17 protein-coding genes are annotated in these 26405 nt (G+C 69.7%); 10 read left to right on the forward strand and 7 right to left on the reverse strand.

Features of this window, described 5'->3' with window-relative positions; all coding sequences use genetic code 11:
- Positions 1–2: 2 nt before the first annotated feature.
- From IPG61_12740 to IPG61_12750, 3 genes are read right to left on the reverse strand one after another with little or no spacing between them, the layout of a single operon-like run.
- On the reverse strand, positions 3–722 hold the full coding sequence (locus IPG61_12740; protein MBK6734922.1) for a DUF4159 domain-containing protein: 720 nt from the start codon (positions 720–722) through the stop codon (positions 3–5).
- Positions 719–5449, reverse strand: a complete 4731-nt coding sequence (locus IPG61_12745; GenBank protein MBK6734923.1) for a HAMP domain-containing protein — start codon at positions 5447–5449, stop codon at positions 719–721. Before IPG61_12745 ends, IPG61_12740 begins: the two co-directional genes overlap by 4 nt.
- A gap of 20 nt (positions 5450–5469) precedes the next feature.
- Positions 5470–5967, reverse strand: a complete 498-nt coding sequence (locus IPG61_12750) for a hypothetical protein (GenBank protein ID MBK6734924.1) — start codon at positions 5965–5967, stop codon at positions 5470–5472.
- Positions 5968–6286: 319 nt separating this feature from the next.
- Here IPG61_12750 and IPG61_12755 point away from each other — a divergent pair, with 319 nt between their 5' ends.
- The 10 genes from IPG61_12755 to IPG61_12800 all read left to right on the forward strand — a co-directional run bounded on the left by IPG61_12755 (position 6287) and on the right by IPG61_12800 (position 20778).
- Positions 6287–7141, forward strand: a complete 855-nt coding sequence (locus tag IPG61_12755; protein ID MBK6734925.1) for a hypothetical protein — start codon at positions 6287–6289, stop codon at positions 7139–7141.
- 199 nt (positions 7142–7340) lie between these two features.
- Entirely contained in the window at positions 7341–9542 is a 2202-nt protein-coding gene (locus tag IPG61_12760; protein ID MBK6734926.1) for a hypothetical protein, read from the forward strand.
- A 54-nt stretch (positions 9543–9596) separates the two neighbouring features.
- Positions 9597–10190 carry a hypothetical protein gene (locus IPG61_12765; protein ID MBK6734927.1) on the forward strand — a complete coding sequence of 198 codons (594 nt, stop codon included), beginning with the start codon at positions 9597–9599 and terminating at the stop codon, positions 10188–10190.
- A complete protein-coding gene (locus tag IPG61_12770) occupies positions 10190–11254 on the forward strand; it encodes a hypothetical protein (GenBank protein MBK6734928.1) in 1065 nt (354 codons plus the stop codon). Before IPG61_12765 ends, IPG61_12770 begins: the two co-directional genes overlap by 1 nt.
- Positions 11251–12576 carry a peptidyl-prolyl cis-trans isomerase gene (locus IPG61_12775; protein ID MBK6734929.1) on the forward strand — a complete coding sequence of 442 codons (1326 nt, stop codon included), beginning with the start codon at positions 11251–11253 and terminating at the stop codon, positions 12574–12576. The genes IPG61_12770 and IPG61_12775 overlap by 4 nt, the downstream gene beginning before the upstream one ends.
- 29 nt (positions 12577–12605) lie before the next feature.
- Positions 12606–15740, forward strand: coding sequence for a cytochrome c3 family protein (locus IPG61_12780; GenBank protein ID MBK6734930.1), 3135 nt, complete (start codon positions 12606–12608; stop codon positions 15738–15740).
- A 308-nt stretch (positions 15741–16048) separates the two neighbouring features.
- Positions 16049–17035 (forward strand): NHL repeat-containing protein, encoded by a 987-nt coding sequence (locus IPG61_12785; GenBank protein ID MBK6734931.1) that lies wholly within the window; start codon positions 16049–16051, stop codon positions 17033–17035.
- 183 nt (positions 17036–17218) lie between these two features.
- Positions 17219–18325, forward strand: coding sequence for a hypothetical protein (locus IPG61_12790; GenBank protein ID MBK6734932.1), 1107 nt, complete (start codon positions 17219–17221; stop codon positions 18323–18325).
- A gap of 179 nt (positions 18326–18504) precedes the next feature.
- Positions 18505–19647 carry a hypothetical protein gene (locus IPG61_12795; protein ID MBK6734933.1) on the forward strand — a complete coding sequence of 381 codons (1143 nt, stop codon included), beginning with the start codon at positions 18505–18507 and terminating at the stop codon, positions 19645–19647.
- Between the two features lie 48 nt (positions 19648–19695).
- Complete coding sequence (locus IPG61_12800) at positions 19696–20778, forward strand: IS1 family transposase (GenBank protein MBK6734934.1); 1083 nt, start codon at positions 19696–19698, stop codon at positions 20776–20778.
- A gap of 89 nt (positions 20779–20867) precedes the next feature.
- Here the strand turns inward: IPG61_12800 and secF are convergent, their stop codons facing one another.
- The 4 genes from secF to IPG61_12820 all read right to left on the reverse strand — a co-directional run bounded on the left by secF (position 20868) and on the right by IPG61_12820 (position 26284).
- Positions 20868–21758, reverse strand: a complete 891-nt coding sequence (gene secF, locus IPG61_12805) for a protein translocase subunit SecF (protein ID MBK6734935.1) — start codon at positions 21756–21758, stop codon at positions 20868–20870.
- Between the two features lie 125 nt (positions 21759–21883).
- The gene (gene secD / locus IPG61_12810) at positions 21884–23497 is read right to left on the reverse strand and encodes a protein translocase subunit SecD (GenBank protein MBK6734936.1); all 1614 of its coding nucleotides are present in this window, start codon (positions 23495–23497) and stop codon (positions 21884–21886) included.
- Positions 23498–23778: 281 nt separating this feature from the next.
- The gene (locus tag IPG61_12815) at positions 23779–24900 is read right to left on the reverse strand and encodes a hypothetical protein (GenBank protein ID MBK6734937.1); all 1122 of its coding nucleotides are present in this window, start codon (positions 24898–24900) and stop codon (positions 23779–23781) included.
- Entirely contained in the window at positions 24890–26284 is a 1395-nt protein-coding gene (locus tag IPG61_12820; GenBank protein MBK6734938.1) for a divergent polysaccharide deacetylase family protein, read from the reverse strand. The genes IPG61_12815 and IPG61_12820 overlap by 11 nt, the downstream gene beginning before the upstream one ends.
- Between the last annotated feature and the right edge of the window lie 121 nt (positions 26285–26405).

Consider the following 26405-nt stretch of genomic DNA (forward strand, 5'->3'; position numbering starts at 1 on the left):
GTTCAGGGTTGCGTCAGGGTCCAGGTGAGCACATTGACTGCCATGCGGGCAGCCGCTTCGCGCACATCGGCCGGGTCGCCATGCACATCCGGGTCCTCGAGACCGTCTCCGATGTCGGAGGACCATGTGTAGAGGATGACCAGTCGGCCGCCACGCATGACGCCGAAGCCCTGCGCCGGGTCACCGTCGTGTTCGTGGACCTTCGGCAGTCCGGGCAGGTCGTAGTAGCAATGGTAGAGCGGGTGGGCGCTGCCCAGCGGCTCCAGCTTCGCATCCGGGTACAGTTCGGCCACGGTCGCGCGGAACGACTCGTCCAGGCCGTAGTTGTCGTCGGCCCACAGGAATCCGCCGGCATCAAGGTACCGGCGCAGCGCCTCCAGTTCGCGCGGCGTCAGCGCGATGCGCCCGTGGCCGGACAGGTACAGGAACGGGTACCGGTGCAGGTCCTCGCTGTCGAGCGTGACGACCGCCTCACGCGGCGCGGTCGGGATGCCGGTCCTCGCCGTGAAAAGCGCCAGCCAGTTCGGCAGGCTCGTCGGGTTGCAGTACCAGTCGCCGCCACCGCCATACTGCAGGCGCGCCACCTGGATCAGCCCGGGACCGGCATCAGGGGCGGCGCCCAGCGGCCGGGCGGACCCCGCGACCAGGATTGCCAGGCATGCGCACGCCAGCGCGGCGACTCGCCCACGGACCGTTCGTGCTGCTTCGTGCGCCCCGTTCATCCGCGTACTCCCGTCAACCCGGCCGCAGCCAGTTCAAGCACCGCTTCGGTGCCCGGCCCGTCGACCCGGTTGGCCAGCCCGATGTTTCCGCCCATCCGTTCCGCCAGGCTCCGGCAGATGGCCAGGCCCAGTCCGGTGCCCTTGCTCTTGGTGGAAAAATACGGTTCAAACAGGCGATCAGCCACGTCTGCCGGCAGGCCCGAGCCGTTGTCACGCCACCGGAGCTGCACCCGGTCGCCGTTGACCTGCCACTGAGTCTCGATGACCGGTGGTACGCCGGGCCGCGCGGCATCGAGCGAGTTCTGCATGAGGTTGCCGAGAATCTTGAGCAGCGACTCCTCGTGCGCCATCACAGGCGGCACGCTCCCGCCTGCGAGCCCGGCCGTCGGCGCTGCCGCGGCCTCCACGCCCACGGCCCCCTGATAGGCGGCAGTCACCCGCGCCACGAGCGCCGGCAGGTCCACCGGCGCCAACGGCAGTTCATCCGGCCGGCCGAGCAGGCTGAACTCGGAGGCGATCCTGCGCAACAGGTCCACCTGGGCCAGCACGCGGTCGACGGTATCGGGCACGATCCGGTCCAACTGGGGGTGACGATCGTTCCAGGCCTGGCCGAGCAACTGGACCGAGAGCTGGATCGGCGTCAGCGGATTCTTGATCTCATGTGCCACCTGCCGCGCCAGTTCCGCATTCAGCGCCAGCTTCTTGGTGGCAAGGAACTCGCTGACGTCCTCGAAAACGATCATGCGGTCGCCATCCGGCTGGGCGATGTCCAGCGGCGCAACGGCGCCGCGCAGGGTCAAGCGCCCGGCGCCGCCCACCAGTTCCCCCGCCGCCTTGCCGCCGAGCCCCTGCCCAGCCAGCCCGGCATGAAGGCGCACGGCCGCTTCGGCTGCGGACGTGCCGGGCCAGAATCGTCCGAGGATGTCGCGTCCGGCCGGATTGACGACCACCAGCTCCTGGTCCGGGCCCAGCACGGCCACCCCGACCGTGACCCGCTCGAGCACCGTCGTCAGGAACCGCTCGCGCGCCGCCAGGTCAGCCTGCGCGTGCCGCAACTGGCCCCGCATCGCGTCGAAAGCCGCGGAAAGCCGCCCGACCTCATCGTGACCGGATGGCGGGAGCGGCGCGGCGAAATCGCCGCGCGCCAGCGATCTGGTCGCCCCCATCAGGACGCGCAGCGGGCGGAACAGGCTCCAGGACATCAGCGCGGCCAGGAGCAGTGCGGTCAGGAGGATCAGGTTGGCCAGGCCCGCCAGGAAGAGGACGTTGGCGCGTCGCTGCGCGGCGAACTCGCGTTCGCGGCCCGGGAACGAGACACTGAGAACGGCGGGAGCCGCACTGCGCACCAATCGGCCGTCGCTATCGCGCGCGAAGGCGGGCAGTGGCTGCGCCGCATCGCAGGCGAAGGGCCGGCCCGGCGGCGACGCGAGGCCGGGGCCCTGCGGATGATCGAACAGCGTCGCCATCAGGCCCGGGTCCAGCAGCGCCGCGCGCTCGCCCGCAAAAAGTCCCTCGGCATGGCTGGCGAGCACGGGCATCCCGTCGAATCCGACCGTGACTTCGCCACGCAGGATCTCGGCCAGGCCCGCCACCAGCGCGCCGTCGAGCCGCTGCCGCAGCAGAAGCACGCCGTCGTTCACGACGCCGCCATGCCCGGGGCCGCCGACCGGCCCCTCTGCCCGCGATCCGTCGCGGCTGCCGCCGAGCGCGACAGGCACCGCCACCAGCGCCAGGAGATCATCGTCGTCACGCAAGATGACGACGGGCGCCGATCGCACCGCCTCGAGCAGTTCGCGCGCATCATCGCCGGATAGTCCTGCGGAGCCGTCGAACAGCAGGCTCCCGTCGTCTCGGAACAGGGAGACACGATCCAGGTCGGGATCCGCGGACCCTGCAGCACGGGCACTCCCATCCGCGAGGTCGTCGAGGCGACCACTGTCGGCCAGCGCACGCGCTTCATCCGAAAGGAGGCCGCCCAGTTGCTGCAGGGCCATCGCCAGGCCTTCGCGGGATTGCTGGCGCGCCTCGGCGCGCACGCGGTCATATCCCACCCGGTCCACCGAGACGCCGACCACCAGCAGCAACAGCAGGCCGAGCGCGAGGTAACCGGCGCCGAACTTTTCCTGGAAGCCGGGTTGCCAGCGCGGTTGCCCCCGGCCGCGTCGAATCCGCCAGACCCGCAGCAATGCCGCGAGGCCCACCATGAGCATCACGTCCACCAGCACGAGGCGCGAAACATCGAGAAGCCTCTCGACCGGCGTCGCGCGCCTGATCCCGACGAGGAAGCCCTCGCCCGCAGCGCGCGCCGCTGACGGCGGCAGTGCCGTCCATCGACACAACCAGTCGGCCTGCCCGACGCGGAGAACGGCCCACTCGCGCCGGCCGTCGCGCAATTCGGCCACCACGTTGTCGCTCTCGGCCCCAGGGAAGCCCTCCGGCCCGGAGCCGCGCCAGCCGCCATCGTCGGCCAGCAGCAGCAGCGCGGGACGGTCCACCTCAAGGCGCGGGCGATAGCGGTCGCCGCCGGGGCTGCCCAGGTCGCCCGCCGCGGGAGCCAGGGTGGAAAGGCGCCAGGATCGCAGCGGCACTTCGACGCGCAGCCATCCGCGTCCGGCGCGGCGCGCCACCTCGGCGACGAGGATCTCCTCGTGGCCGCCGCTGTACAGTCGTCGCTCGGTCTGGAAGGCGATGGCATCGCCGGGTTCCGCCGAACGTCCATCGGCGGTGAGCCACTCCGAACGCGCGAGCGTCTCGTAGCGGAAGTCGCGCAGGAATCCCGCCGCGAACAGGCTCTCGGTAGCCTCGGCGTCATCGAGGATCTCGACCAGCCCGGGATACGTCAGGTCGAACAGTGCCGAATCGCGGTACAGGCGCCAGGCCGCCTCGTCGCGCCACAATCCAGACGGCCGTCCGGCGGGCGCGAACTGGTCGGCCTCCTGCATCTCGACCAGCACGCTCTGCACGAGGAAGCGCATCCAACCGGGATCCGCCTCGGTGATCTGCTGCGCACGGCGCTCGACCCAGCTGCGCTCCGCCCGTTCGTGCACATGCAGCAGTGCCGCATAATTCCACAGTGCGGCGATCAGCAGCAGGACCGGCCAGACCGCGCGGCGAACGGCCGGCGCCTTCCCGGCCCAGGCAGCGGCCGCCCACAAGGCCGCCGCCAGCAACGCCACGGGCCAGGTCCCGGCCAGCGTCTGGCGGAGAGGCCAGATCGCCACGCCTGCGGCGACGAACGCAACGGCAACGGCCGCCAGGGGCCACGGCAGCCGCATCGCGACCGATCGGTGCGCGCGCGTCGCGGCAGCGGCAAGGAGGAACAGCGTGGCCAATGCGACCAGCAGCAGGGCCACGTGCAGTCCCCAGAACGTGAGGAACGAGAGCGAGACGCCCGGGCCGATCAGGCGTGCGTTCGCGTTCTCGGCCATCAGCATGGCCAGGGAGCGCCACGCCGGCAGGAGGCCTCCGGCCAGGGCCCCGAAGCCCACCACGACGGCCACCGGCGTGAATCGCCACCGAGGCGTCGACCCTGCCGCTGCGTCGTCGGGCCCCGCCACCCGTCGCAGGTGCCAGGCGGTGACCGCCAGCAGCGCCGCCGTGAGAAGCGCGTCCGCGGTCGAGGCGAACCAGCCGGCGGCGACCGGCGTCGCGAAGTAGGCCGGATCGATCAGCGAGGCCCAATCGGCCGGTGCGGTGGGATACTCCACGCCGGGAAACGACGCCACGAGCCACCGGCGCAGGTCCGCCGAAGCCAGGAAGGCGCGGCCGATCCAGGCTGCCGCGAGCAGCGCCCGCCCGTCGCCGGGGCGTCGGGCCGCGATCAGGATCAGCAGCACCCATGCGCCCTGGAGCGCCGCCATGACGCGGGCACGCGACCAGGCCGGCACAACGCCATCAGAGGGCCGCAGGCGCACGGTCAGCGGCGAGGCGTCGCCATCGAGGTCGCGTTCAAGCACCCCGGGCTCGACCCTCAGTGCGGACGATTCCACGACGACATGGGCGCCGCGCCACGACACCGCGGGATCCGGCATGGCCAGCTGCAGTTCGAGCAGGCGTCCGTCAGCCGCGGGAACCAGACGTTGCAGGTACCACTGCCCGCGATAGGCGAGCAGTCGGTTCTCGGGCATCGGCGCCGTCGGCGCCGCACCGGCAAGGGGAACGACCTGGCGCGTCCAGCCCACGCGCACGCCGTCGCGCCAGACCGCCGCCGCCAGGGCCGGGGCATCGGCCCCTTCCTCATCGAGCCAGCGCGAAGGCAACGGAGCCAGGAAGCGGAAATGGGCGCCGCCGGTGCGCACCAGGGCGGGATCGGCCATGTCGCGGGCCAGTGCGTCGCCCCAGGCCTCGATTTTCCGGACCAGATCCGCCCATGAGGAGTCGGCAATGGATGCATCGACAGGGGAAGCGCCGTCGCGGGAAGTTCCGGCACGTGAAGCCGCCTCGACCGTTGCTCCCGCGTCCACGCGTGCCGGGGGCGCCAGCTTCTGGGCCCCGCTGGCGAGGGCCGCTGCCAAGACGAAGGTCGCGGCCAGCACCGGTACGGCTCCGCGCTCACGTCGCCGGGCCACCGCCGCTCCGACCACGAGCAACGAGAGGCCGGCCAGTGTCCAGCGCCAGGGAAGCGTCAGGGCGCCGTCACCGCGCGCGGCCACCACGAGCAGGACGCCCTGCGCCGCGAGAGCCAGCGCCCCGACCGCGGTCGCCGCGCGGACACCCGACCAGTTCAAGCGTCGCCTCCTGGCGTGGGCTAACGGATCAGGTTGATCTCGACCAGCCGCCATTGGCCGTCGTCGCGGGCGAGCCTGAGCACGATCTGCTGCTCGACGACCGTTTCGGAGTCGATGCGGCGGCGCTTCCAGTCAGCCATGCCCCGGGCGAAGCCGCCCGCCGCATCATCCTGCGTCTTGCGGAAGGCGAAGACGAGGGTCCTCTGCGCCTGGAAAAGATTGCGGAAGAAATACACCGCCTGCGCCGGGCTGTACTCGCCGGCCCGTTCGTTGTGGCCCGTGACCCGCAGACCCTCACCATGGACCAGGGCCGCGAGCGCCGCCGCATCGCTGTCCTCGAAGGCGCTCGCAATGCGGGCGAATACCGGACCCGCGCTCTCGGCGGCTTTGGGGTCACGTCCCGCGTCCCGTCCCTGCGCGGTCCCCGGCTGCAAAGCAGTCGCCAACACGGCGGCGGCCACCAGGGCCAGCCCCGCCCGGGCGAAACCGCCGGGCCTGTACATGACGATGTCGGACAAGTCCCGCATGGACCCCTCTGAAGGTGATGTCCCCAGCCCGCCCCGGTCATACCCCTTCCGGGGCGGAAAGTCCCGACTTTCCCGGAAACCCGGGGAATCGCAAGCCACGTGCCAGACCGGCCCCGTTTCCATCAGCCCGCCAGCCCGACAAACGCCTGCGGACCATGGGATTCCGCGTCGCTATCCTACCATGATCGACGGACCAAGTATCCGGCAGATTCGGCACTGCCCCCTTTCAGGGACACCTGCTGTCCAGAAGGTGATTCCAAAACATCAAATATGATTAAAGAACAACAAATCACCGCCGATGTCCGCTGGCATGAACACCATCGTGCGCCAGCAACAGGCCCTTGCGGCCGCCATCTTCCTGGTCCTGGCTGCCGGTCCGGCGGCCGCGGGACCTGCCGCCACGGCACCGGCCAATCCCCACGACGGGATCTCCTGCTCCATGTGCCATGGGCGCGCTGCGATCCGCGCCCTGGCCGTGACCCATGATACCGGGCCCGACCCGCGTTCCCGGGCCTGTCGGGAATGCCACCGGGAACGCCAGCGCCCGACGGGCGGCGCCGGGACCGCGCTCGGCTTCCACGGCGACCCCACGGCCGACTGCGCCGGGTGCCATTCGTTCCACGAGCCGGGCCTCATCAAGACGGCTGTCGGTGACGTCAGGGCCGGTGCGGCACGCCTGGCAGGAGCGCTGCCGGGACACTGCGCGGCCTGCCATGCCGAGGGCTCGTCCCTGGGCAACCTTTCGCCCGCCCATCGCACGGCTGCGGGCCTCTACCACCGCGATGCCGCCCAGCTGGCCGAAGCTTCGCCGAGCCAGGGCTGCCTCAACTGCCATGCCGCCGGAACGGACTCGCCGTGGCTTCGCGAGACCGATGGCCAGATGCTCACGTTCAACCTGCACGCCACCCACCCGCTGGGCGTCGCGGTCGTGGCCGGCAGCGGCAGCGACGAACGCACCCTCCGCACCGATCTCGACCCGCGGCTGCGGCTGTTCGACGGGCGCATCGAGTGCCAGACCTGCCATAGCCTGACGGCCGCCACGGCCGACCTGCTCGTGCCCTTCGAGCAGCCCTACGACCTCTGCCTCGGGTGCCACAAGCTCCGCAACGCCAAGCCGTCGCCCGTGCCCCGGGAACTGATGGCGACGATGATGGCGGTCGAATAGGTCCGGTATTTCCCCAGATATTGCTAGGGTTTCCAAAGTTCATGATTGCTTATTTTCGTCCTGTTTGTTATTTTTTAACTCAGCGAGTTGAAAACACGTCTGCCAACAAGGGGTTACGCGAACCGCGGCACCCACGGCAGACGGTCGGCGCCGCCGCCCCCGGCGCGACAGACCCCCAGCCGAGGCCGCGGACACCACGATGCTGCCGCCGCAAGCCCCCTCCTGGTCTGCCCGAGCCGCCCGCCTGCGGGCCGCTGCCGCCTGCGCCGCCTGGCTGGCGGGCACGGCCGTGCCCGGCACCGTGCTGGCCCTCGACGGGCGCGTGGACATCCGCACCACCCACCAGGAAGGCCGCTCCGGCGACCAGACCATCGAAAGCGACGACCGTCGCGAGCTCTACAGCCTCGAGGAAATGCGCGAATTGTGGGGGCGGTCGACGTTCCAGCTCCAGTACCTGGCGCGGCGCGACTACCTGTCCGGCACCGCAGCGGGGGCCACCGTCGACAACCGCCTTGTCGTCCAGACACCGTCCGCCAGCCTGTCGTGGAACGCCGCCGGCGTGCGGGCAAACCTCTACGGCCGGGCCAACCGTGCGGACCAGGATGTAGCGGGTGCGCCCAGCCTCCGGGACGACAGTCTCGAGTACGGCCTGTGGTCGACGACCCGCCGGGGCCCGTTCGACGTCGACCTGAACTGGAACCATGGCACTTCGTGGCGCCGCGGCGTGGATGCCGACCGCGAGAACCGGGAAACCGTCGGCAGTGCCAGCGCGCGCTGGCAGGCGACCGCGCACGACAACCTGCAGGCGCGCCTCTCCCAGGTCGACCTGAGGTCGGTCACGACCGGCCTGCGCACGTCATTCACGACGACGCAGTTCACCTACCAGGGCGACCGCGGTTTCGCCGACGGGCGGGGACGTGCCGCCTGGACGATGCTGCACAGCCGCTTCCGCCAGCGCGACCGCTTCGATGGAACGTCGGGCCTGCAGTACCTGCTGCCCACGGCGGGCGGCTTCTGGATCGACGACACGCCGTCGCTGCTGGATCCCCTCGAAGCGCAGCCGGAAGCCGTCTCGGCGCTGTACGACAATGACCGCACGACGTCGACGGTGATCAACCTCGGCGACAATGCTGTCCGCGGCCGCGACTACGGTGGCGACTACCGCAACATCTACCTTGATTTCGGCGAACCGGTGGCGATGGACGCCGCCTTCCTGTACGTCGATCGCCGCCTGACGTTCATCGCCGACATCATCCAATGGGACCTGTACGTCAACGACGACGCGGAGAACAGCGACTGGGGACAGCCGCTGCCGCCGGGTACGTGGAGCGCGCGGTACGTCGAACTCGAGACCGGCGACCAGGGCTGGGAGATCACCTTCCCCGCCACGTTGACGCACCGCCGCCTCAAGCTCGTGGATCGCAAGCTGGGCCCCACCATGGGCGACCTCTTCGTGACGGAGTTCGAGGTGCGGCAGGCGGTCACCGACACGCCGCCTGAATCGCGCCAGGAGCAGAACCGGACCCTGTTGCAGGGCGAACTCGACTACCGGCCGCATGCGCGCCTGCAGTTGCGCTTCAACACCATGCTCGACCGGCGCACGCAGTCGGGCGACGGCGGCACCCTCGATCGCAGGAACCACGGCGCCGTCGCGAATTGGCGCCTGGGAACCTGGCTGGCCAGCGCCCAGGCGCAGTGGGCCGACGAGGAAAGCCCGTCAGGCTACGGATCCGATTCCAACTCGCAGATGCTCGCCCTGACGCGCCAGGCGATCGGACGCCTGTCGGCGCGTCTCGCCTGGTCGCGAGTCGCCGACGACAACTACGATGCGCGCTACACGACCGAGTCCGTCGCCGCCGACGCGACCTGGCGCGCAGCGCCGGCGCTTGCGTTCAGCCAGCGCGTCACGCGCGGCTGGCGCACGAGCGAGTCCGGCCTCAGCGACTCGGACAGCTGGGTGATGACGTCGGAGATCCGCAGCGCCCCCCGCCCCGGGCTGCGCCTGGACATCAGCCGCGCCAACCGCTGGGTCGGGCGCGAAGCCGGTCCCGGCTTCACCAGCTACAACACGACGCAGATCGACGCCCACTGGGAGATCGCACCGCTGCTGACGGTCTGGAGCCAGTACACGAGCCAGGACCGGGATCGCCGGGACTGGACCCTGCGCCACTCGGCCTCGTGGACTCCGCTGCAGGGCGGCAGCGTGCTGCTGTCCCTGCAGGCGAACGACTATCAGGACTCGCGCATCGATCAGTTGCGCCGGGGCGGCGGCGCCACGGTGGACTGGCAGGCACGCCCACGGCTCTTCCTGTCGGCCGGCGTGGAGAAGCACTACGAGAAGTTCGATGGGCGCATAAGCCGGCCGCTCAGCTTCCAGGCCCGTGGATACTGGACATTCTGACGGTTTTTTCCCAGCTTTGGCGCGGCCGCCATCGGCCATGCGAAAGGACGAGCGATGCGAAGCAGGCGACGTTGGCAGGGGCTCCGGGCAGTGCTGGCCCTCGCGTTGGCCATGACGGTGACCTTGACGGCCGGCGGCTGCGGCTCCGGTGCCAGCCAGTTCATCCGTGACGACGTCGACTTCAGCTTCATCCGGCGCGTCGCGGTCTATCCCTTCTACAACTTGAGCCAGGACATCTTCGGCAGCCAGCGCGTGCAGTCGGTCTTCCTGACCGAACTGCTCGAGCGCGACGAGGTCGAAGTCGTCGACCGCGGCGAGATGCTGGCCGCCGTGGCGGAACTGAAACTGCACCCGGACTCCATCCTGAGCCCCGAACAGGTCATGGCGCTCGGCAAGCGCCTGCAGGCCGACGCGATCTTCTTCGCCACGGTCGAGGAGTACGGCGCCGAACGCGGCGGCGGCAACCCCACGCAGATCGTGACGGCGACCTACCAGTTGTGCGAATCGCAGACCGGACGTGTCGTCTGGTCATCCCAGGTCCGCACCGATGGCGCCTCGCTGGGTCGCAAGCTCTTCGGCGGCGGCAGCGCGAGCAGCTACGACGTGGCACGCGCCAACGTGCGCGCGGCCCTCGGGACATTGTTCTGATGCACCCGGCCGGCGGCATCCGGAAGCGCCCGGTCACGGTCCTGCTGCTGGCAGGACTCGCGACTGCGTTCGCCGTTTCGCTCGCCGCTCCGACGGCCCGGGCCGCTGCCGATGCGCCGACGTCAGCCGCCGTCATCGTGCACCTCTCGGGCGGACCGTCTCCCTCGCTGCCCGCCACCGCGGGCGAGATGCGACGGGCCTCGCTCGACCTGTCGGCAGCGCTGCTCTACGCGCAGGGCGTGATGGTCGTCGATCGAGCCCAGACCGAGTCGCTCGTACAGAGGCATGTGGTGCGGACGGGACAATCGTTCGGCCCGGCGTTCCTGGCGGATGTTGCCGGCGGGACCGGCGCCTCGGTTCTCGTGGCCATCTCGCTCGAGGTCGAAGGCAGCCACCTGACGACCAGCGCACGCGCGATCGCCACGAGTGACGGCAGCCTGCTCGGCATCGGGCTGGCGGAAGCGGAAGTGGGACCTGCCGGCTGGCAGAAGGCGCTGTCCACGACGCTCCGCGACGCCATGCCGAAGCTGGCGAATGCCGGTACCGGCCCGGTGCTGGTCATCCTGCCGGCCCGCGCGGTGGGAACCGATCCGCGTGCGGCGCATGCTGCGACATCGAGCCTGCTGGCCACGGCGCTGGCGGACGGCCGCTGGCGCCCGCTCGACCCTGCGCTGGTGGCCGGCGCCGTCGCCGAAGCGGGCTGTAACCTCGAGCGGCTGGACGGCAAGGCGCGCGCGGTCCTGATGGAGCGATGCGGCGTCTCCTGGGCCATCGTTCCGGAGATCGTCTCGTTCGACGCCACCGCACGGACGCAACCGTCTCCCGAATTCGTGGAGAACGCAGGCGCGCGGCGGTCGAGCCTGTCCGAGTTCACGTTCAGCCTCCGACTTCTCGACCTCCGCAGCGGCCTTGTGCTGGGTACAACCTCGACGCACCTGCCTGGCGGCACGGTGCACGGCTGGTTCGGCCTGGTGAAGAATCTGACCTCGTTGCAACGGATCCGCACCGCCGCCGACGAGGCGTGGTCGCGTTTCCATGGCTTCCTACAGGAGATGGCATCATGAACCCACGCGGCATCCGATTCCTGGGCGGCCTGGCGGCCGCAGTCCTCCTTCACACGGGCCCGCTCGCCGTAGCCGACGAAATCGTGCCCTTGGCCGTGGTCGGCCCGGACACGCTGACGACGACGGACCTGGAGATCGAACTCGCGCTGATGAACAGCCGGAACTCCGCCAATGCCCCGCTCAAGCTCGACGATCCCAAACCCATCCTGCGACGCCTGACCCAGAACCAGCTGCTGGTCCAGGAAGGCCTGCGCATGGGCCTGGACCAGGAATCGGTCGTGCGCAACCAGGCCTGGTCCGTGGTGCGCCAGGAGTGCATGAAAGCCCTGCTGGACTCGGTGGCCCTGGCGGTGCCCGAGACCCGTGCGGACTACCGTGACGCGCGACGGGCGGCCGTGCAGTCCTACCTCGACCGTCTGGCGCAGACCTGGGGCGCGTCGGTCGATTCCGTGCTCCTGAAATCGCTCGACTACGGTTCGGCGGACCTTGCCATGCAGAAGCGCCTTCGTGACAGCTCGGAAGTGCTCGGCCGCCTGCCGGGCAACCGCACGTTCACCGTCGCCGACTTCACGCGCGAGCTGCGCTTCACCGAGTTCCACGGCCTGGTGGGCAAGCCCGAGGCCGCGCAGCGTCGTGACGAGATCATGCGCGAGTTCCTGGCCGATGCCGTCACCGCGCGGCAGATCCGGGCGCAGAAGATGGACCAGGCCCCGCGGATGAAGATGCTCTACCGGCGCTTCGAGCGCGCCGCGATCCTCGAGGAGACCCTGCGCGTGCTGACCCAGCTCGACTTCGCGCCCGCCGATGCCGAGGTATCCCACTACTACCGTCAGCACGTGTCGGAGTTCATGTCCGAGCCCCGCATGAAGCTCGCCAGCCTGAAGGCGAAGTCGAAGGAAGACGCGGCCGCGCTCCGCGAGCGGATCCTGAAGGGCGCCTCGGTGCGCTGGCTGGCGACCAATGACAAGCGCACGGTTGAAGGGCCGCCCCCGTTCCCCGAAACTTGGCTGTTCCCCGAGCAGATGGGCATCCAGGCGGCGGACCTGAAGGTCGGTTTCACGCCCGATGCGTACGAGGTGCCCGAAGGCTGGGTCGTGGCCCAGGTCGTCGAGGTCGAGCCCGGCCAGCCGTTGCCCCTGGCGCAATGCCGCGACCGTATCCTGGCGACGATGCGCCAGGAGGCCATGCGCAAGCAGATGATCGAGATCCTGGCCCGGCTCGAAGCCGAGTCCCCCATCGCCGTTCTGCCCGGTGCGGAAGCCGCGATCAATCGGGTCGTCGCCGAAATGCCCGCCGCGCCGCAGCCCGCGGCCGCGCCGTAGCAGCCTTGATTCAAGCAGGAGGCATCAACGTGCATCGCAACGGAACGTACGCAGCTGGCGCGACCGCCCTTCGCCTGCCCCGTGCCGCGGCAGTCGCGGCGCTGGTAATGCTGCTGGCGGTCCCGGCCGGGTCTGCCCTGGCAGCCGGGGCTTTCAAGGCCAAGAATTGCGTCGACTGCCACCAGGAGACGATCAAGCAGACGCCGACGAAGAACGCCCACGAGCCGTTCGGCGCGCGCAACTGCGAAGGCTGCCATCGCAGGCACGGCGTCATCGGCAAGCTGGTGCTGCAGGGCACCGGCCGTGAGCTCTGCCTCCCCTGCCACGTGGGCTTCGCGGATGTGACGCGCCGGAATGTGGTGCACGAACCGTTGAAGCAGGGTGACTGCTCGGGCTGCCACGACCCACATGGGTCGGGGCAGCCGGGCCTGCTGCAGGCCGCCGGCGCCCAGTCGTGCTACGCGTGCCACGAGGCCGCGAATTTCCAGCGCCGCAATATCCACAAGCCCCTCGCGCGCGAGGGCTGCACGGCATGTCACGATCCCCACGCTTCGGCCCACGCCGGCCTGCTCATCCGCGAGGGCGACGACCTCTGCTTCGGCTGTCATACCGATCGTGCCAAGCTCACGCGCGTGCATGGCGGGCAGGGCGGCCTGGCAGGTTGTGTTTCGTGCCACGATCCGCACAGTTCGGACAGCAAGGGATTGCTGCACGCCGTCAGGCACGCGCCCATGGTCGACGGCGACTGCACCGCCTGCCACGCGGCCGACGCCGCCGGCGGTGCCGCACTGACTGTGCCGGCCGCCGAACTCTGCCTGCAGTGCCATGACGACCCGGCTGCGGCCTTCAAGATGCCGCACGAGCCGGCCGCCGCGAAGGAATGCGGCCAGTGCCACGCGCCCCACGGCAGTTCACGCCCGGCCCTGCTCGTCGCAGACGAGAAGCGCATGTGCCTGGAGTGCCACGAGGAGTCGTCGTTCCTGCGGCCGGTGCGTCACGCCCCGGCCAGCGGCGGCGACTGTACGGCTTGCCACGGTGCCCACGGTGCCGACAACAAGGGCTTGCTGAAGCAGGAAACGAACGTCCTGTGCGCCGGCTGCCATACCGGTATCCTGCCGGTCGCCGGCGCCACGCCGCCGGCCGTCGTCCACGCGCCCCTGGTCAAGCGTGACTGCACCGTGTGCCACGAGGCGCACAGTTCCGAGCGCAAGGCCCTTCTGGTCGACACGGTCGGGACGCTCTGCCTCAGCTGCCACACCAAGGTGCAGCTCGAGACACTGGCGAAGTACCCTCATGCCGTGGCCAAGGGCGGCGACTGCCTGGCCTGCCACCAGCCCCATACCGCGGAGCAGCCCGCACTGCTGAAGAAGGCGGCCGCGGCCCTCTGCGCCGACTGCCACGCCGACCTCGGCAAGCTGCCGGCCGGGGGCACCCTGCATCCGCCCGCGGCCGACGGCGCCTGCCTCGACTGCCACCTGCCCCACGGCGGCCCGGAGCGCGGCCTGCTGCGGCAACCGCTGGCCGCGACCTGCGCCGCCTGCCACGATACCGGCAGCCCTGCCGGCGCCGGGTGGCGAAGCCATGAGCCGGTCGCCACCGGCAACTGCACGGCGTGCCACGACCCGCACCGGTCCGGACAGAAGGCCCTTCTCTCCGCCGAGGCCGGCAAGCTGTGCGCCCTGTGCCACGAGGATGTCGCGGCTCCGAAGGACGCCGCCTCCATCCACCCGCCCAGCCGCGACGGATGCCTGGACTGCCATCTGGCCCACGGAGGCCAGGGCGCCGGGTTCCTGCGCGAGCCTGCGCCTGCGCTGTGCTTCGGCTGCCACGACGAGAAGAGCGCCGGATTCACGGCCAGCCATCTCGGGCGTGATCCGCAGGGCATGGACTGCCTGGGCTGCCACGAGCCGCACCATTCAGCCGGACGTGGCCTGTTGGTGGCATCGGCGCATCCGCCTTTCGGCGACCGCGACTGCGCCTCGTGCCACGACGGTGCCGCACCGATCGCCGACCAGCGCCAGACCTGCCTGCAGTGCCACGACGGCCTGCCGGAGCCGGCTGCCGCCGGCCAGACGGTGCACGCGCCTTTCGCAGAGGGTGACTGCTCGTCATGCCACAATCCGCACGTGGCCCGCGGGCCGGCGCTCCTGCCGTCGAAGCGGACAGGCGATGTGTGCGCCGACTGCCATGCGCCCTCCGACCTGGCGCCGAAACCTGAACTGGCCCACACGCCGGTTCGCGACGGCAAGTGCGAGGCCTGCCACGCGCCGCACGCTTCGACCGAGCCGAAGCTGCTGGTCAAGCCTGCTTCGACGCTCTGCACGAGTTGCCACGAATCCATCGAGGCACTGAAGAAGTGGCCGGTGGTGCACGCCCCGCTGCGGACCGGCTCCTGCACGCGCTGCCACGATCCGCACGGCAGCAACGTCGCCATGAGCCTGATCGACGAGCCCAGCGTCCTGTGCGTCAAGTGCCACGCCGCCTCCACCCTGCCGGCGAAGCATCGCGGGTTCCCGGTGGAAAAGGCGGATTGCTCGGGCTGCCACGCGCCCCATGCGGCCAAGCGTGCCAACCTCCCGCACGAGCACGTGCACCAGCCGTTCGGCGCCGGCAACTGCGCCGCCTGCCACGCCGGCACGGCGGTCGCCACGAAGCAGCCCCAGCCGGCGCTCTGTCTGTCGTGTCACCCCGGCCTGGCGGCCAGCCTGAAGGAAGGGAAGCCGCACGGGGCGATTGTCGGCGAGAAGGCCTGCACGGTCTGCCATGCCCCCCACACGGGACCGGTGGCGCCGCTGCTGCCGGCGCGCCAGGCGGTGGTCTGCGCCACCTGTCACCAGGAGCAGGTCGACGGGAACCGCACGGCCGCCCATCGCCACCCGCAGGTGGACGGGCGCGACTGCACCGCCTGCCATGACCCGCACCTGAGTCCCGCCGAGGTGGACGGCAAGGCCGCGCCCGAAGTGTGCCTGAACTGCCACACCTATCGCGACCATGTCGACCACCCGATGGGCGAGGACACGGTCGATCCCCGGACGGGACGCAAGATGACCTGCAACAGCTGCCACGACCCGCATGGCAGTTCGTTCGTCCGCTTCCTGCGTGACGACCCCGAGGGCAAGCTTTGCATCGGCTGCCACACGGACAAGTTGCGGACAGGGGGCTGATCAGGAGCACGGACCCGTTTTCACGCCTTTGCCGGAAGGTTCCGGCAGGACGGCCCGGGGCAGCGGACATCACCGCGACTCCGGGCCGTCGGCCTTCCAGGTGACCTAGATGTCGACATGACAGCAAGTTAGATTTTGATAGCGAAAGTCATAAACATACGTGCGTTCCACGTTTTTTTTTTAGCGTGGTGGTTGACATGTGCCGCCTGTGTGATATGATATATCCGTGACAAAAGGAGGCCCTCGAGACCTCCAAGTGGGCTCCCAGGGGGCCCCCGCGACCCCGGCCCATGACGCGAGCGTGACAAATGCCCCGGATTCGCCCGACAGCGCTCGCCCGTTTCCCCCTGCGGAACGTTGGCACCTTAACAACCGTCCTTGGCGCCTGCCTGGTGCTGGGCGCGGGTACCGCCAGCGCTGCCGTCGAGTTCCGCTACGAGCGCGCCCTGGATCTCACGCGGCACGAAGACGGCCGGTTGCTCCCGGTTTCGGTCACCTGCGATGTCGTTTCGGGCGGCGTGGTCGTGACCGACGCCGCGCACGGCATCCTGCACGTGTTCAACGGCGCCGGCATCGAGACCTTCCGCACCACGGGCTTTGCGGGCCTCTCGCAGCCCGACGACGGCGCCATCGACCACGCCGGCCGCCTGCTGGGAGTCACGCTCGCCGACGGGACGCGCTATACGCTCGCGCGCCTCGACGTCTACGGCGAGCCCGACGGCTGGACGGCCGCTGCGCCGCGCGACGACTGGCGCCCCGACCACGTCCTGGTCGCCCGCGACGGCAACTACGTCACCATCGACGGCACGACGGGACTGCTGGCCAAGCACGACGCGGCCACCGGTGACGTGATGTGGGCCAAGGTCATCGCCGAACCCGAAGCCGATGCCGGCGACCTTGAAATGGGCCTCGGCCGCCCTGTCGAACTGGCTGACGGTTCCTACGCCGTGCCCGGAAGCAACCTGCACCGCATCGTGCTGGTTGGCGAGGACGGCGAAGTCCGGTCCACGTTCGGCCGCTTCGGTTCGTCGCCGGGCCGGATGGTGGCGCCGGTGGCCGTGGCCGAAGGGCCCGGCGGGACCCTGCTGGTGCTCGACCAGATGCGCCACAAGATCCTCGCCTTCGGGGCAGATCAGGAATTCATCAGCGAGTTCGGTTCGATCGGCGACGCGCCGGGGGCCTTCTACCACCCGGTTTCGATCGCGACTGACGGCAGCGGCCACCTCTTCGTGGCGCAGGGCTATCGCGGTCGCGTGCAGGTATTCAGCGTCCTGGCCGCCGGGACTGTTGAATAGAAGTGCCCGGCCGTGGCCGGGCCCGATTGGGGAATCGCGAAGTCACGAGGCGTTCGGACGTGAGGAGGTTGGAACGTTCACCGCAGGCCTGGCCGGAAATCCGGCGCCCGGCCCGCAACCGGTAGTCGAACTGTTCACGTCCCGTCTCGCGGGACAAGTAAACTTGCACTTGGAGGCTCACTCGTGAAGACTTTCATCAAGATCGCCCTTGTGCTGACGCTCGGTCTGTCGGCCAGCTCGGTGATGGCGTTCCATGACGCCGGCGTCGCCTATTGCGCCGGTTGCCATACCATGCACAACAGCCAGAACGGCGCCCTGGTGGACACCGCTCATCCGAACGGCAACGCCTACCTGCTGAACGCCGGCAATCCCTCGGACACCTGCCTGCGCTGCCACGCCGGCTACGGCCAGTTCAAGAACGGCGAGGGCTTCGGCCCCGGCGGCGACTACTACTGGGTCACCCGCACCTTCAGCTGGGTGTCGCGCGGCGCGACGCTGAGCAGCACCGGCGACAGCCACGGCCACAACGTGATCTCGCCGGCCCGCGGCATCGCGCAGGACGCCACGCTGGCCAACGCGCCCGGCGGCAGCTTCCTGAGCTCGCGCCTGGCCTGCACCAGCTGCCACGACCCGCACGGCAACACGAACTTCCGCCTGCTGTACGGCGCCGGCGCCGGCCCGAAGTACGACGGCACCCGCTATGCGTTCACGAACGCGGCCCCGTTGGCCCTCGGCAACTCGCGCAACACCTACGGCACGCAGCCGGGCGTCGAGACGAACACCGACCACACGATCTACAAGAGCGGCATGAGCATGTGGTGCGCCAACTGCCACACCACGCTGCATGACAACAACACGGCCAACTTCGTGCACCCGACCCGCTCCATGGGCTCGACCGTCGCGGCGACCTACAACGCGTACGTCAGCTCGGACGACCTGAGCAGCGGCGATGCCGCCACGTCGTACTGGGGCCTGGTGCCCTTCGAGGCCGCTTCGGTCGACCTGGCGACCGCCGACCCCGCGAACTACACGCAGGGCCCGACGGGCACCGACGAAGTCATGTGCCTGACCTGCCACCGTGCGCACGCCTCGCCGTTCGCGGACATCGCGCGCTGGGACATGGCCGTCAACCTGATCTCCCTGTCGCACCCGCTGACGACCGACGTCGGCTTCATCCAGACGGACGTCGACCGGAAGTACTACAACTACACCTTCGTGGCCAACCAGCGCTCGCTGTGCAACAAGTGCCACGCCAAGGACGAGTTCGACCACGCCGGCGCGACCCACTAAGTCACGCCACGCCTGACTGCGATTCCCGGGGCCCCGCGCGAGCAATCGCGCGGGGCCTTTCTTCCGGGCAGCCGCTGGATTCCGCGCCGGCGGCATGGTATGATAAGGATGGTCACGGACAGGCCCCCATCTCCCGGGCGCCGCGAATTGGGCCGCTTTCACGCGACGGATATGTGCCGATGCGATTCCTGGAACCGACAATCGCTCCAGCACGACGCACACACTCGATTGCCCGCGTGGTGCTGTCGGTTCTCGCGTGCCTGGCCGTCCCCACCTCGCCCGGCGCAGCCACGGCCTTCCACGACGGCGGCGTCGGCTCCTGCGCCCGCTGTCACGTCATGCACGATGCCGTTCCCGGACAGGTCGCCTTTGACGGACTGCGCCCCCTCCTGCTGGCCGCCTCATCGACCGACCTGTGCCTCACATGCCACGGCGACGGCGGGGTCATGGGCCTGAACCCACTGAATCCCCCCCGCGAACTGGGAGCCGGCAATTTCGTCTTCCTGCTCGAAGACAACCTCAACGACGACGCGACGGCCCCCGCTCCGCGTTTGGCAGGCGAGGCCGCCGGCCACAGCATCGTCTCGCCGGCGCTCGGCCTGGCCGCCGACAGCCGCTGGAACCGCGCCCCGGGCGGCACCTTTCCGTCCGCCGCACTCGGCTGCACCAGCTGCCACGACCCGCACGGGAACGCCGGCTTCCGCATGCTCCACGGCGCCGGCCCCGTCCAGAACGGCACCGGGACTTTCCTCTATCCCACCCCCGTCGCGGTCGGCTTGCCGACCACAGACCCGGCCGCGGTGGAGAGCCGCACCGCCCACAGCGCCTACATCTCCGGCATGACGCGCTGGTGCGCGAACTGCCACGGGTTCTACCACGATTCCGGTACGGCATCCTTTGAACACCCCGTCGACGACGTCCTCGACTCCGGCCAACGCCGGCGTTACGAGATGTACGACGGGGATGCGCTCCCGACGGGCGGCACCGCAGCGTCATCGTACCTGCCGGAAGTGCCCTTCGAGTCCGCCGACGCCAGCATCACCGGCACCGCCGGTCCCGGCGGCAACGGACGCCTCCACTGCCTGACCTGTCACCGCGCCCACGCTTCGTCTGCACCTGCTTCCGGCCGCTGGGACTTCCATGCCTATCGGCTGGCTGAGGATGGCGTCCCTTCGGGCTCGTGGCCCTTGCCGAATCCGTACACGGATCCGGGGCAGGGGCAGTTGTGTCGGAAGTGTCATGGGCAGAATCATGATCAGGGGAGGGTGTGCTTGAGCTGCCATCGGCAGTCAGACCCCACCCACCTACCAGCGTCCCCCTAGTTGTGCCGCCGAAATCGTGTCCGGCCCGGTTGATGCCCCAGGCCTGACATGAACACCAACGCCAGCTACTTCGACCCGCCCCACTGCCCCAACCCCAACTGCCATTTCCACAAAGGGTTGCGCCAGGGATGGCGTTTCAAGCGCATTGGCTACCACTGGAGTCACTGCCAGCGAAAGCGTATCCCCAGGTTCCTCTGCCAGTGCTGCCGACGCTCCTTCAGCTCCCAGACTTTCGCGACAACCTACTGGCTCAAGAGGCCGGAAGTCCTGGGCCAGCTCGTCATGAAGACCGTCGGCTGCATGGCCAACCGCCAGATCGCCCGTGAACTGCGGGTCGCACCTTCCACCATTGACCGCCAGCTGGCGCGGCTCGGCCGCCATTGTCTGCTTTACCACTCGCAGCAGATGCGGGACGCAAAGCCGGCTTCCACAGTCGCCATCGATGGCTTCGTTACTTTCGAGCATTCCCATTTCTGGCCCTTTCACCACCACCCGGCTGTCGAGCCCGAGTCCGACTTCATCGTCTACTTCACCGACAGCGAGGTGCGCCGCTCAGGCACCATGACCGATGCCCAGAAGCGCAAGCGCGAGCGCCTCGAGCAGCAGTACGGACGGCCTGACCCCAAGGCGGTGTTGAAGGATGTCACTCATTTGCTCGAGGTTGTCGTCGGTCGGCAGAAGCGGTTGACGGTGCTGAGCGACGATCATCAGGCGTATCCAAGGGCGATCCGGCAGTTGCCGTGCGAAGTGACGCACCTTGTGACGTCGAGCAAGGAGCGGCGGGATGCGCGCAATCGCCTATTCCCGGTGAACTTGGCGGATATGCTGTTGCGGCACAGCAGCGCCAATCACAAGCGGGAGACGATTGCTTGGTCGAAGCGGCGGCAGGCGAGCGCAGAGCGGCTGGCGGTGTTCCTGGTGTGGCGCAACTACATGAAGGGTCGGAAGGAGAAGGTCCGCGGGCAGTCCGACGCCTGCCCAGACGCGGAACATGCGGGTGGATCGGTTGGAGATTGCGGAGTTGCTGGAGATTCGGCTTTTCGCGAGTCGGATCACACTGCCGGGACGTTGGCTGGAGTACTACGGGCGGCGGGTGCGCACGCGGGTGTTGGAGCGGCAGACGGTGCATGACCTGAAGTACGCATACTAGAGACCGGAAAGAGAACCGGCCGCGCCATTGCCTGACGCGGCCGGACACAATCTCCGCGGCACAACCCACCCTACATTTCGGGAGCGGCACGTTTGGCGTCGGAGGCTTGACGTTCATACCACCAGACCAAAACCGGACTAGCAATAAAGATCGAACTGTAAGTACCCACAAACACGCCAAAACTCAGCGCAAACGCGAAGTCCCTGATCACCGGACCACCCATCGCCCACAGCACCACCGCCACGGTCATCGTCGTCGCCGACGTCAGGATGGTGCGGCTGAGCGTCTCGTTGATCGACCGGTTGATCACGTCGCGATAGCTCTCGCGGCGCCGCAGCTTCATGTTCTCACGGATCCGGTCGAAGACCACGATCGTGTCGTTGATGGAGTAACCGACGATCGTCAGCAGCGCCGCAACGATCTGCAGGCTGATCTCCAGGTTCAGAAGCGAGAAGACGCCGAGGGTCAGGGTCACGTCGTGGACCAGCGCCAGGATGGCGGCGAAGCCGTAGCGCAGCACGAACCGGAACCAGACGTAGATGATGATGCCGAACAGGCCGGCGATGATCGAGTTGACGGCCGCGGTGCGCAGCTCGCTGCCGATCTTCGGGCCCACCGACTCCACGCGCCGCAGCTCGACACCGGCGCTGGGGAAGGCACTGCGCAGGTCGCCCAGCAGCTTCTGGGCGGTATCGGCCGCCTCGACGCCGCTGGCGCCCTTCGTGGCCGGCACGGTGATGAGGAATTCGTCGGCGGCGCCGAACTCGGTCACCTGCGCGCCGGGGTAGCCGCGGGTCTCGAGGCCGCTGCGCACCTGGCTGATGCCGGGCGTTGTCGCGAACTTCACCTGCACAACCGAACCGCCGGTGAAATCGATGCTCAGGCGCGGCCCGCCGTGGATCAGCATGAGCACGATGCTCACGATGACCAGGGCGGCCGACAGCGAGAAGCACAGCTTCATCGAACCGGTGAAGTTGTAGTTGGCGTTCCTGAAGAATTGCAGCATTTCCGTCTTGGCCTTTCCCGGGTCGGTGCCCGGCGTCTGTCGTGCCCTCACGGGCACCTGGACCGCGCCGCGCGCGGTCTTCAGATGCTGAGCTTCTGCTTACCCTTGCCCTGCGTGACAACGTCCATGATCGCGTGGGTCATGACCAGCGCGGTGAACATGCTCGTCAGGATGCCGATGCACATCGTCACGGCGAAGCCCTTGACCGGCCCGGTGCCGAACCACAGCAGCACGCCGCCGGCGATCAGGGTCGTCACGTTCGAGTCGATGATCGTGCGCGTCGCGTTCTGGTAGCCGGCCTGCACCGCGGCACGGATCGTCTTGTCCTTGCGCAATTCCTCGCGGATGCGCTCGTTGATCAGCACGTTGGCGTCCACAGCCATACCCACCGTGAGCGCGACGCCGGCCAGGCCCGGCAACGTCAGGACCAGGTCGAACTGGGCCAGCACCGCCAACAGGATCAGGATGTTCGCCGTCAAGGCAACGACCGCGACAACCCCGCTCAACCGGTAATAGACAAGCATGAACACGACGACCAGGAGCGCTCCCCACATCGAGGCGTTGACGCCCATGCGGATCGAGTCCGAACCCAGGCTCGGGCCCACGGTGCGCTCTTCGGCGATCGTGATGTCGGTGGGCAGCGCACCGGCGCGCAGCAGCAGGGCCAGGTCGTTGGCCTCGGCGTTGGTGAAGTTGCCGGTGATGGAGCCCGTGCTGGTGATGCGCGACTGGATCACCGGGGCCGACGAGATGCGGCCGTCCAGCGAGATGGCCAGGAAGCGGCCCACGTTCTCGCCCGTAGCGCGGCCGAATTCGCGGGCGCCGCGGTTGTTCAGCGTAAACGTGACTTGCCAGAGGCCCGGGCGTTCGTTGTCGGCGGAGCTCAAGGCATCGGTCAGCTGGTCGCCGCTGATGATCGGCGCGGCGTCGACGAGGTAGAGCGGGCGCAGCGAGGTGGCGCCGCCGACGTTCATCGGGTCCATGCCGAACTGGAACTCCATGCCGCGCAGGCGGGCCGCCGTGCGCGGGTCATCGAGCATCGCCTGGACGCGGTCGACGTTCTCCTCGGCCACGAACAGCGGCGTGCTCGTGATGCCGGCCTGCGTCATGACCAGGCCGCTGAACGGATGGTCGCGCAGGAACTGGTCCTGGTCGGGCACCAGCGCGGTGTCGCCGGGCGCGGCAGCCGGGGTGGTCACCGTACCGGCGAAGGCCTGGTCGAGGCGCGTCAGGGCGTCCTGCAGGTCGTCGGGCTGCCGCACGAGCCGGAACTCGAGGCGGGCCGTCTTGCCGATCAGGCCCTTGGCGCGCTCGGGGTCCTGCAGCCCGGGCAGCTTGACCACGATCCGGTTCGAACCGAAGGTCGTGATCTCGGGCTCGGAGACGCCGAACTTGTCGATGCGGTTGTAGAGGATCTCCTTGACCCGCTGCAGGGCATCGGCGGCCTGGCCGGAGTCCATGTTCGTCTGATCGACCTCGAGTACGAGGTACATGCCGCCCTTGAGGTCGAGGCCGCGGCGGATCGCCTTGGCGTCGATCGCCTCGATCTCGGCCAGGCGTGTCGGGTTGGCCTTGGCGGCCTCCCGCTCCGCGTGGGAGATCGACAGGGACTTGAAGGTCGGCAGCAGGCCGTAGATCGCCAGCAGGACGGCGACGGCGCTCAGCCCTGCCCGGATCTGCAGGGAACGGTTCATCTTGGCACTCCCAGGAACGACTGACCCAGCATCCGAGACCGGACGCCACTGACCGGCCGGATGCCCCATCCTGACCGGATGTCACATTCTGGCCGGATGTCACATCCAACCGTGGCGGCAACAAAAAAATGACGCCGGAAACAGGCACGCCTCAGGCAACGCGCCCGGCCACGACCCGCGGCGGGCCCCAAATCGACCAGGCGCGCAAAGGCAGTCCACCGCAAACAGCGCCTGCCATGATAGCACACGGGGGCTGCGGAATCCAGAAATTCAGGCAGGGCTCAGACTTCGCGCAACCGGTAGTCACGGCTGCCCAGGCCGGCGGCTTCCGCGCATTCGAGCAGCAGGCCGGGCGGCTGGGCATAGCCGCTCCACTGGTCCAGGGGGGCGCCCAGGCGCTCGGAAAGCAGGTCGAAGGCGGCGGCGTCGGCCGCCACCGGGTCACGCGAGGCCAGGATGCCGATGCCGGCCGGCGGCAGCCGACGGCGCGCCTTGCCGGCCGCTCCGTGGGTTTCCAGGTGGACAAGGAAGTTGAGGCACAGCAGGGGCCGCCCTGGGCCGCGGCCCAGCAGTCCGGCCGTCCCGATCGCAGCGCCCGCCACCGCGTCCCGGAACGTCGCCACGCCGACGGCGGCTTCCGGGGCGATTCCGGCCATGAAGCACACCCCCATGCACTCGCCGCAGCCGGTGCAGTGGCGGTGGTCGATGGTGGCGCGCCCCCCGCGGATGACGATGGCGTCGTAGAGGCAGACGTCCAGGCAGCTGCCGCAGCCGGCACACAGGGGCGTATCCACCTGGGGGCGAATACCCCGGTGCAGCGCCAGCTTGGCTTCGCGGGTGGACAGATCGAGTCCCAGGGCCGCCACCGAGGCCGTCACCCCGAGATGGGGATGCGGGCGCAATGGGCTCAGTACGGCCAGGCCCCCCGCTCCGGCCAGGATGCCGACCGACGACGCGCCGGGCCACGGCTCCCCGGCCCCCGCCCCCGCCAGAGGAGTCGCGTCCACCTGGGCGTCCGGGTCGTCACCCACCTTGAAAGCGAGCCCGGCGGCGCCGGCGGCGCCAAAGCCCTTGGCCCGCGCGACGTCCCGCAGGCCCGCGGCGGTGTCGATTCCACGCGTCGCGATCGAGGGACTGTCGGTGGCGAAGATCCAGGGCGGAAGCGCGGCAGCGCCGGTCCCGGCCAGGGTCGCGCCCACTTCGCGGGCCCAGGCAGGTGGCACGGGAGCCGGCCGACCGGGCGCCCCCAGCGGCAGTTGCAGGGGCCACGCCGCCCCGCGGGCGGCGGCTCCCTCGAAGCCGAGCGCCACGACCAGGCGGCGCAGGCCGGGGCGAACGTCAGGCGGCGCCAGGTCGGTGGGCGCGCCCGCCGGCAGTGGCCAGAAAAGGACTTCAGCGGGCATGCGCCGCCTCCGGTTCGCGCGCCGCGATGTGCGGACGCAGGGCCAGCAGTTCGGAAACGGTGACGAAGCGCACGCCTGCAGCCATGTAGTCCGGCAACTCGCGCGCCAGCACGGCAGCCGTCGCCGCGTGTGGATGGCCGATGCCGATGGCCTGCCCCGACGCCCGGGCCACGCCCACCAGTTCGGCCAGCCTGGCACTGATGGCCGCCTCGTCCAGATGGTCGACATCCAGGAAGAGCCGGTTGCGCAGCACAGGCAGGCCGGCGGCGCGGGCCTCGCGCCAGGCGACCGAATGCGGCGTCGTCAGGCTGTCCAGGAAGAGAAGCCCGCGCTCACCCAGTGCAGCCATCAATGTCGCCATCAACGCCGGGTCGGCGGTGGCCGCGCTGCCCATGTGGTTGTTGACGCCGCGGGCGCCCGGCACCGAAGCCAGGGCCGTCTCCAGGCGCAGGATGACCTCGGCGGGGTCGAGTCCGACCAGCAGCGCGCCGGGTCCCGGATTGGTGGCGGGATAGTCGAGGGGCTGCATCGGCAGGTGCAGGAGGACATCGCGCGGCGCCGTCGCCGGCGCCGGGTCGACCGCCACCTCGACCACACAGCCGGCGGCCAGCCTTTCCGGCCGCTGCACGTCGCTTCCCGCAGTGACCGGCGCCGTCGGCGTGGCCATCGCCGCCACGGCACGCGACTGCGGCAGTCCCGGCAGCACTGCCAACGTCAGTGGCACCGGCAGCGCCAGGATCCCGGCGACCGGGCCGTCCAGGCGCTGGCCGCAATCATCGATCACCAGGGCCACCAGCACGGTGTCGCTGCCGGCGTCGGTCACCCCGGAAGTGGCGGCCTGTTCGGGCTGTGCCCACCGCACCTGGCCGGCAAAACCCGCGGGCAGCAGCACCAGCGTGTGGGTGGGGCGGCCCGGACCGCCCACGTCCAGGCGCCAGGCCTGCCCTGCCAGGGGCTGTTGCCAGAGCACCGCAGCCCCCGCGGCCGCCAGGGGGCCGCGCAGGCTGTCGGCGACGGCCTGCACGGGCCAGTCGGCGCGCCACTCCAGACAACGGCAGGCGATCACGGCGCCGGCGCCGGCGCCGGCTGCGGCCAGGGGCCACTGTGCGTTCGCGCCAGGCGCGGCGCCAGGCACGGTCCACCGGGCCAGCGACGGCGCCAGGGCGCGTTCGACCGCCTGCGGGGTGATCCTTGGTTCCGGCTGCGACCCGCCGCGGGCGTTCGCGCCTTCGCGCCTGTCGCCCGTGTCGGACGAGCAGGCTGCCAGGCAGGCCACGGCCAGCAGCCCGAGGGCCGGACGCCATGCCAGCCGCCGGCCGGCGCCCGGGCAACGGCCGCCGGACACGGCTTGCGCATGGCTGTGGCGGCTCGGCAATGGCGGCACAAAGACTCCAGGCTGGCGGGTGCATGCGGTAGCGTCCGGGCGGCATGGTACGCCACGAAATGCCGGCTGGCCAGTTCCGGCGGAACGGTGCCCTGCGACAGGCCGCATCCCCGCGGCGGTG

Source organism: bacterium, from assembly GCA_016703265.1.
GTDB lineage: Bacteria > Krumholzibacteriota > Krumholzibacteriia > LZORAL124-64-63 > LZORAL124-64-63 > CAINDZ01.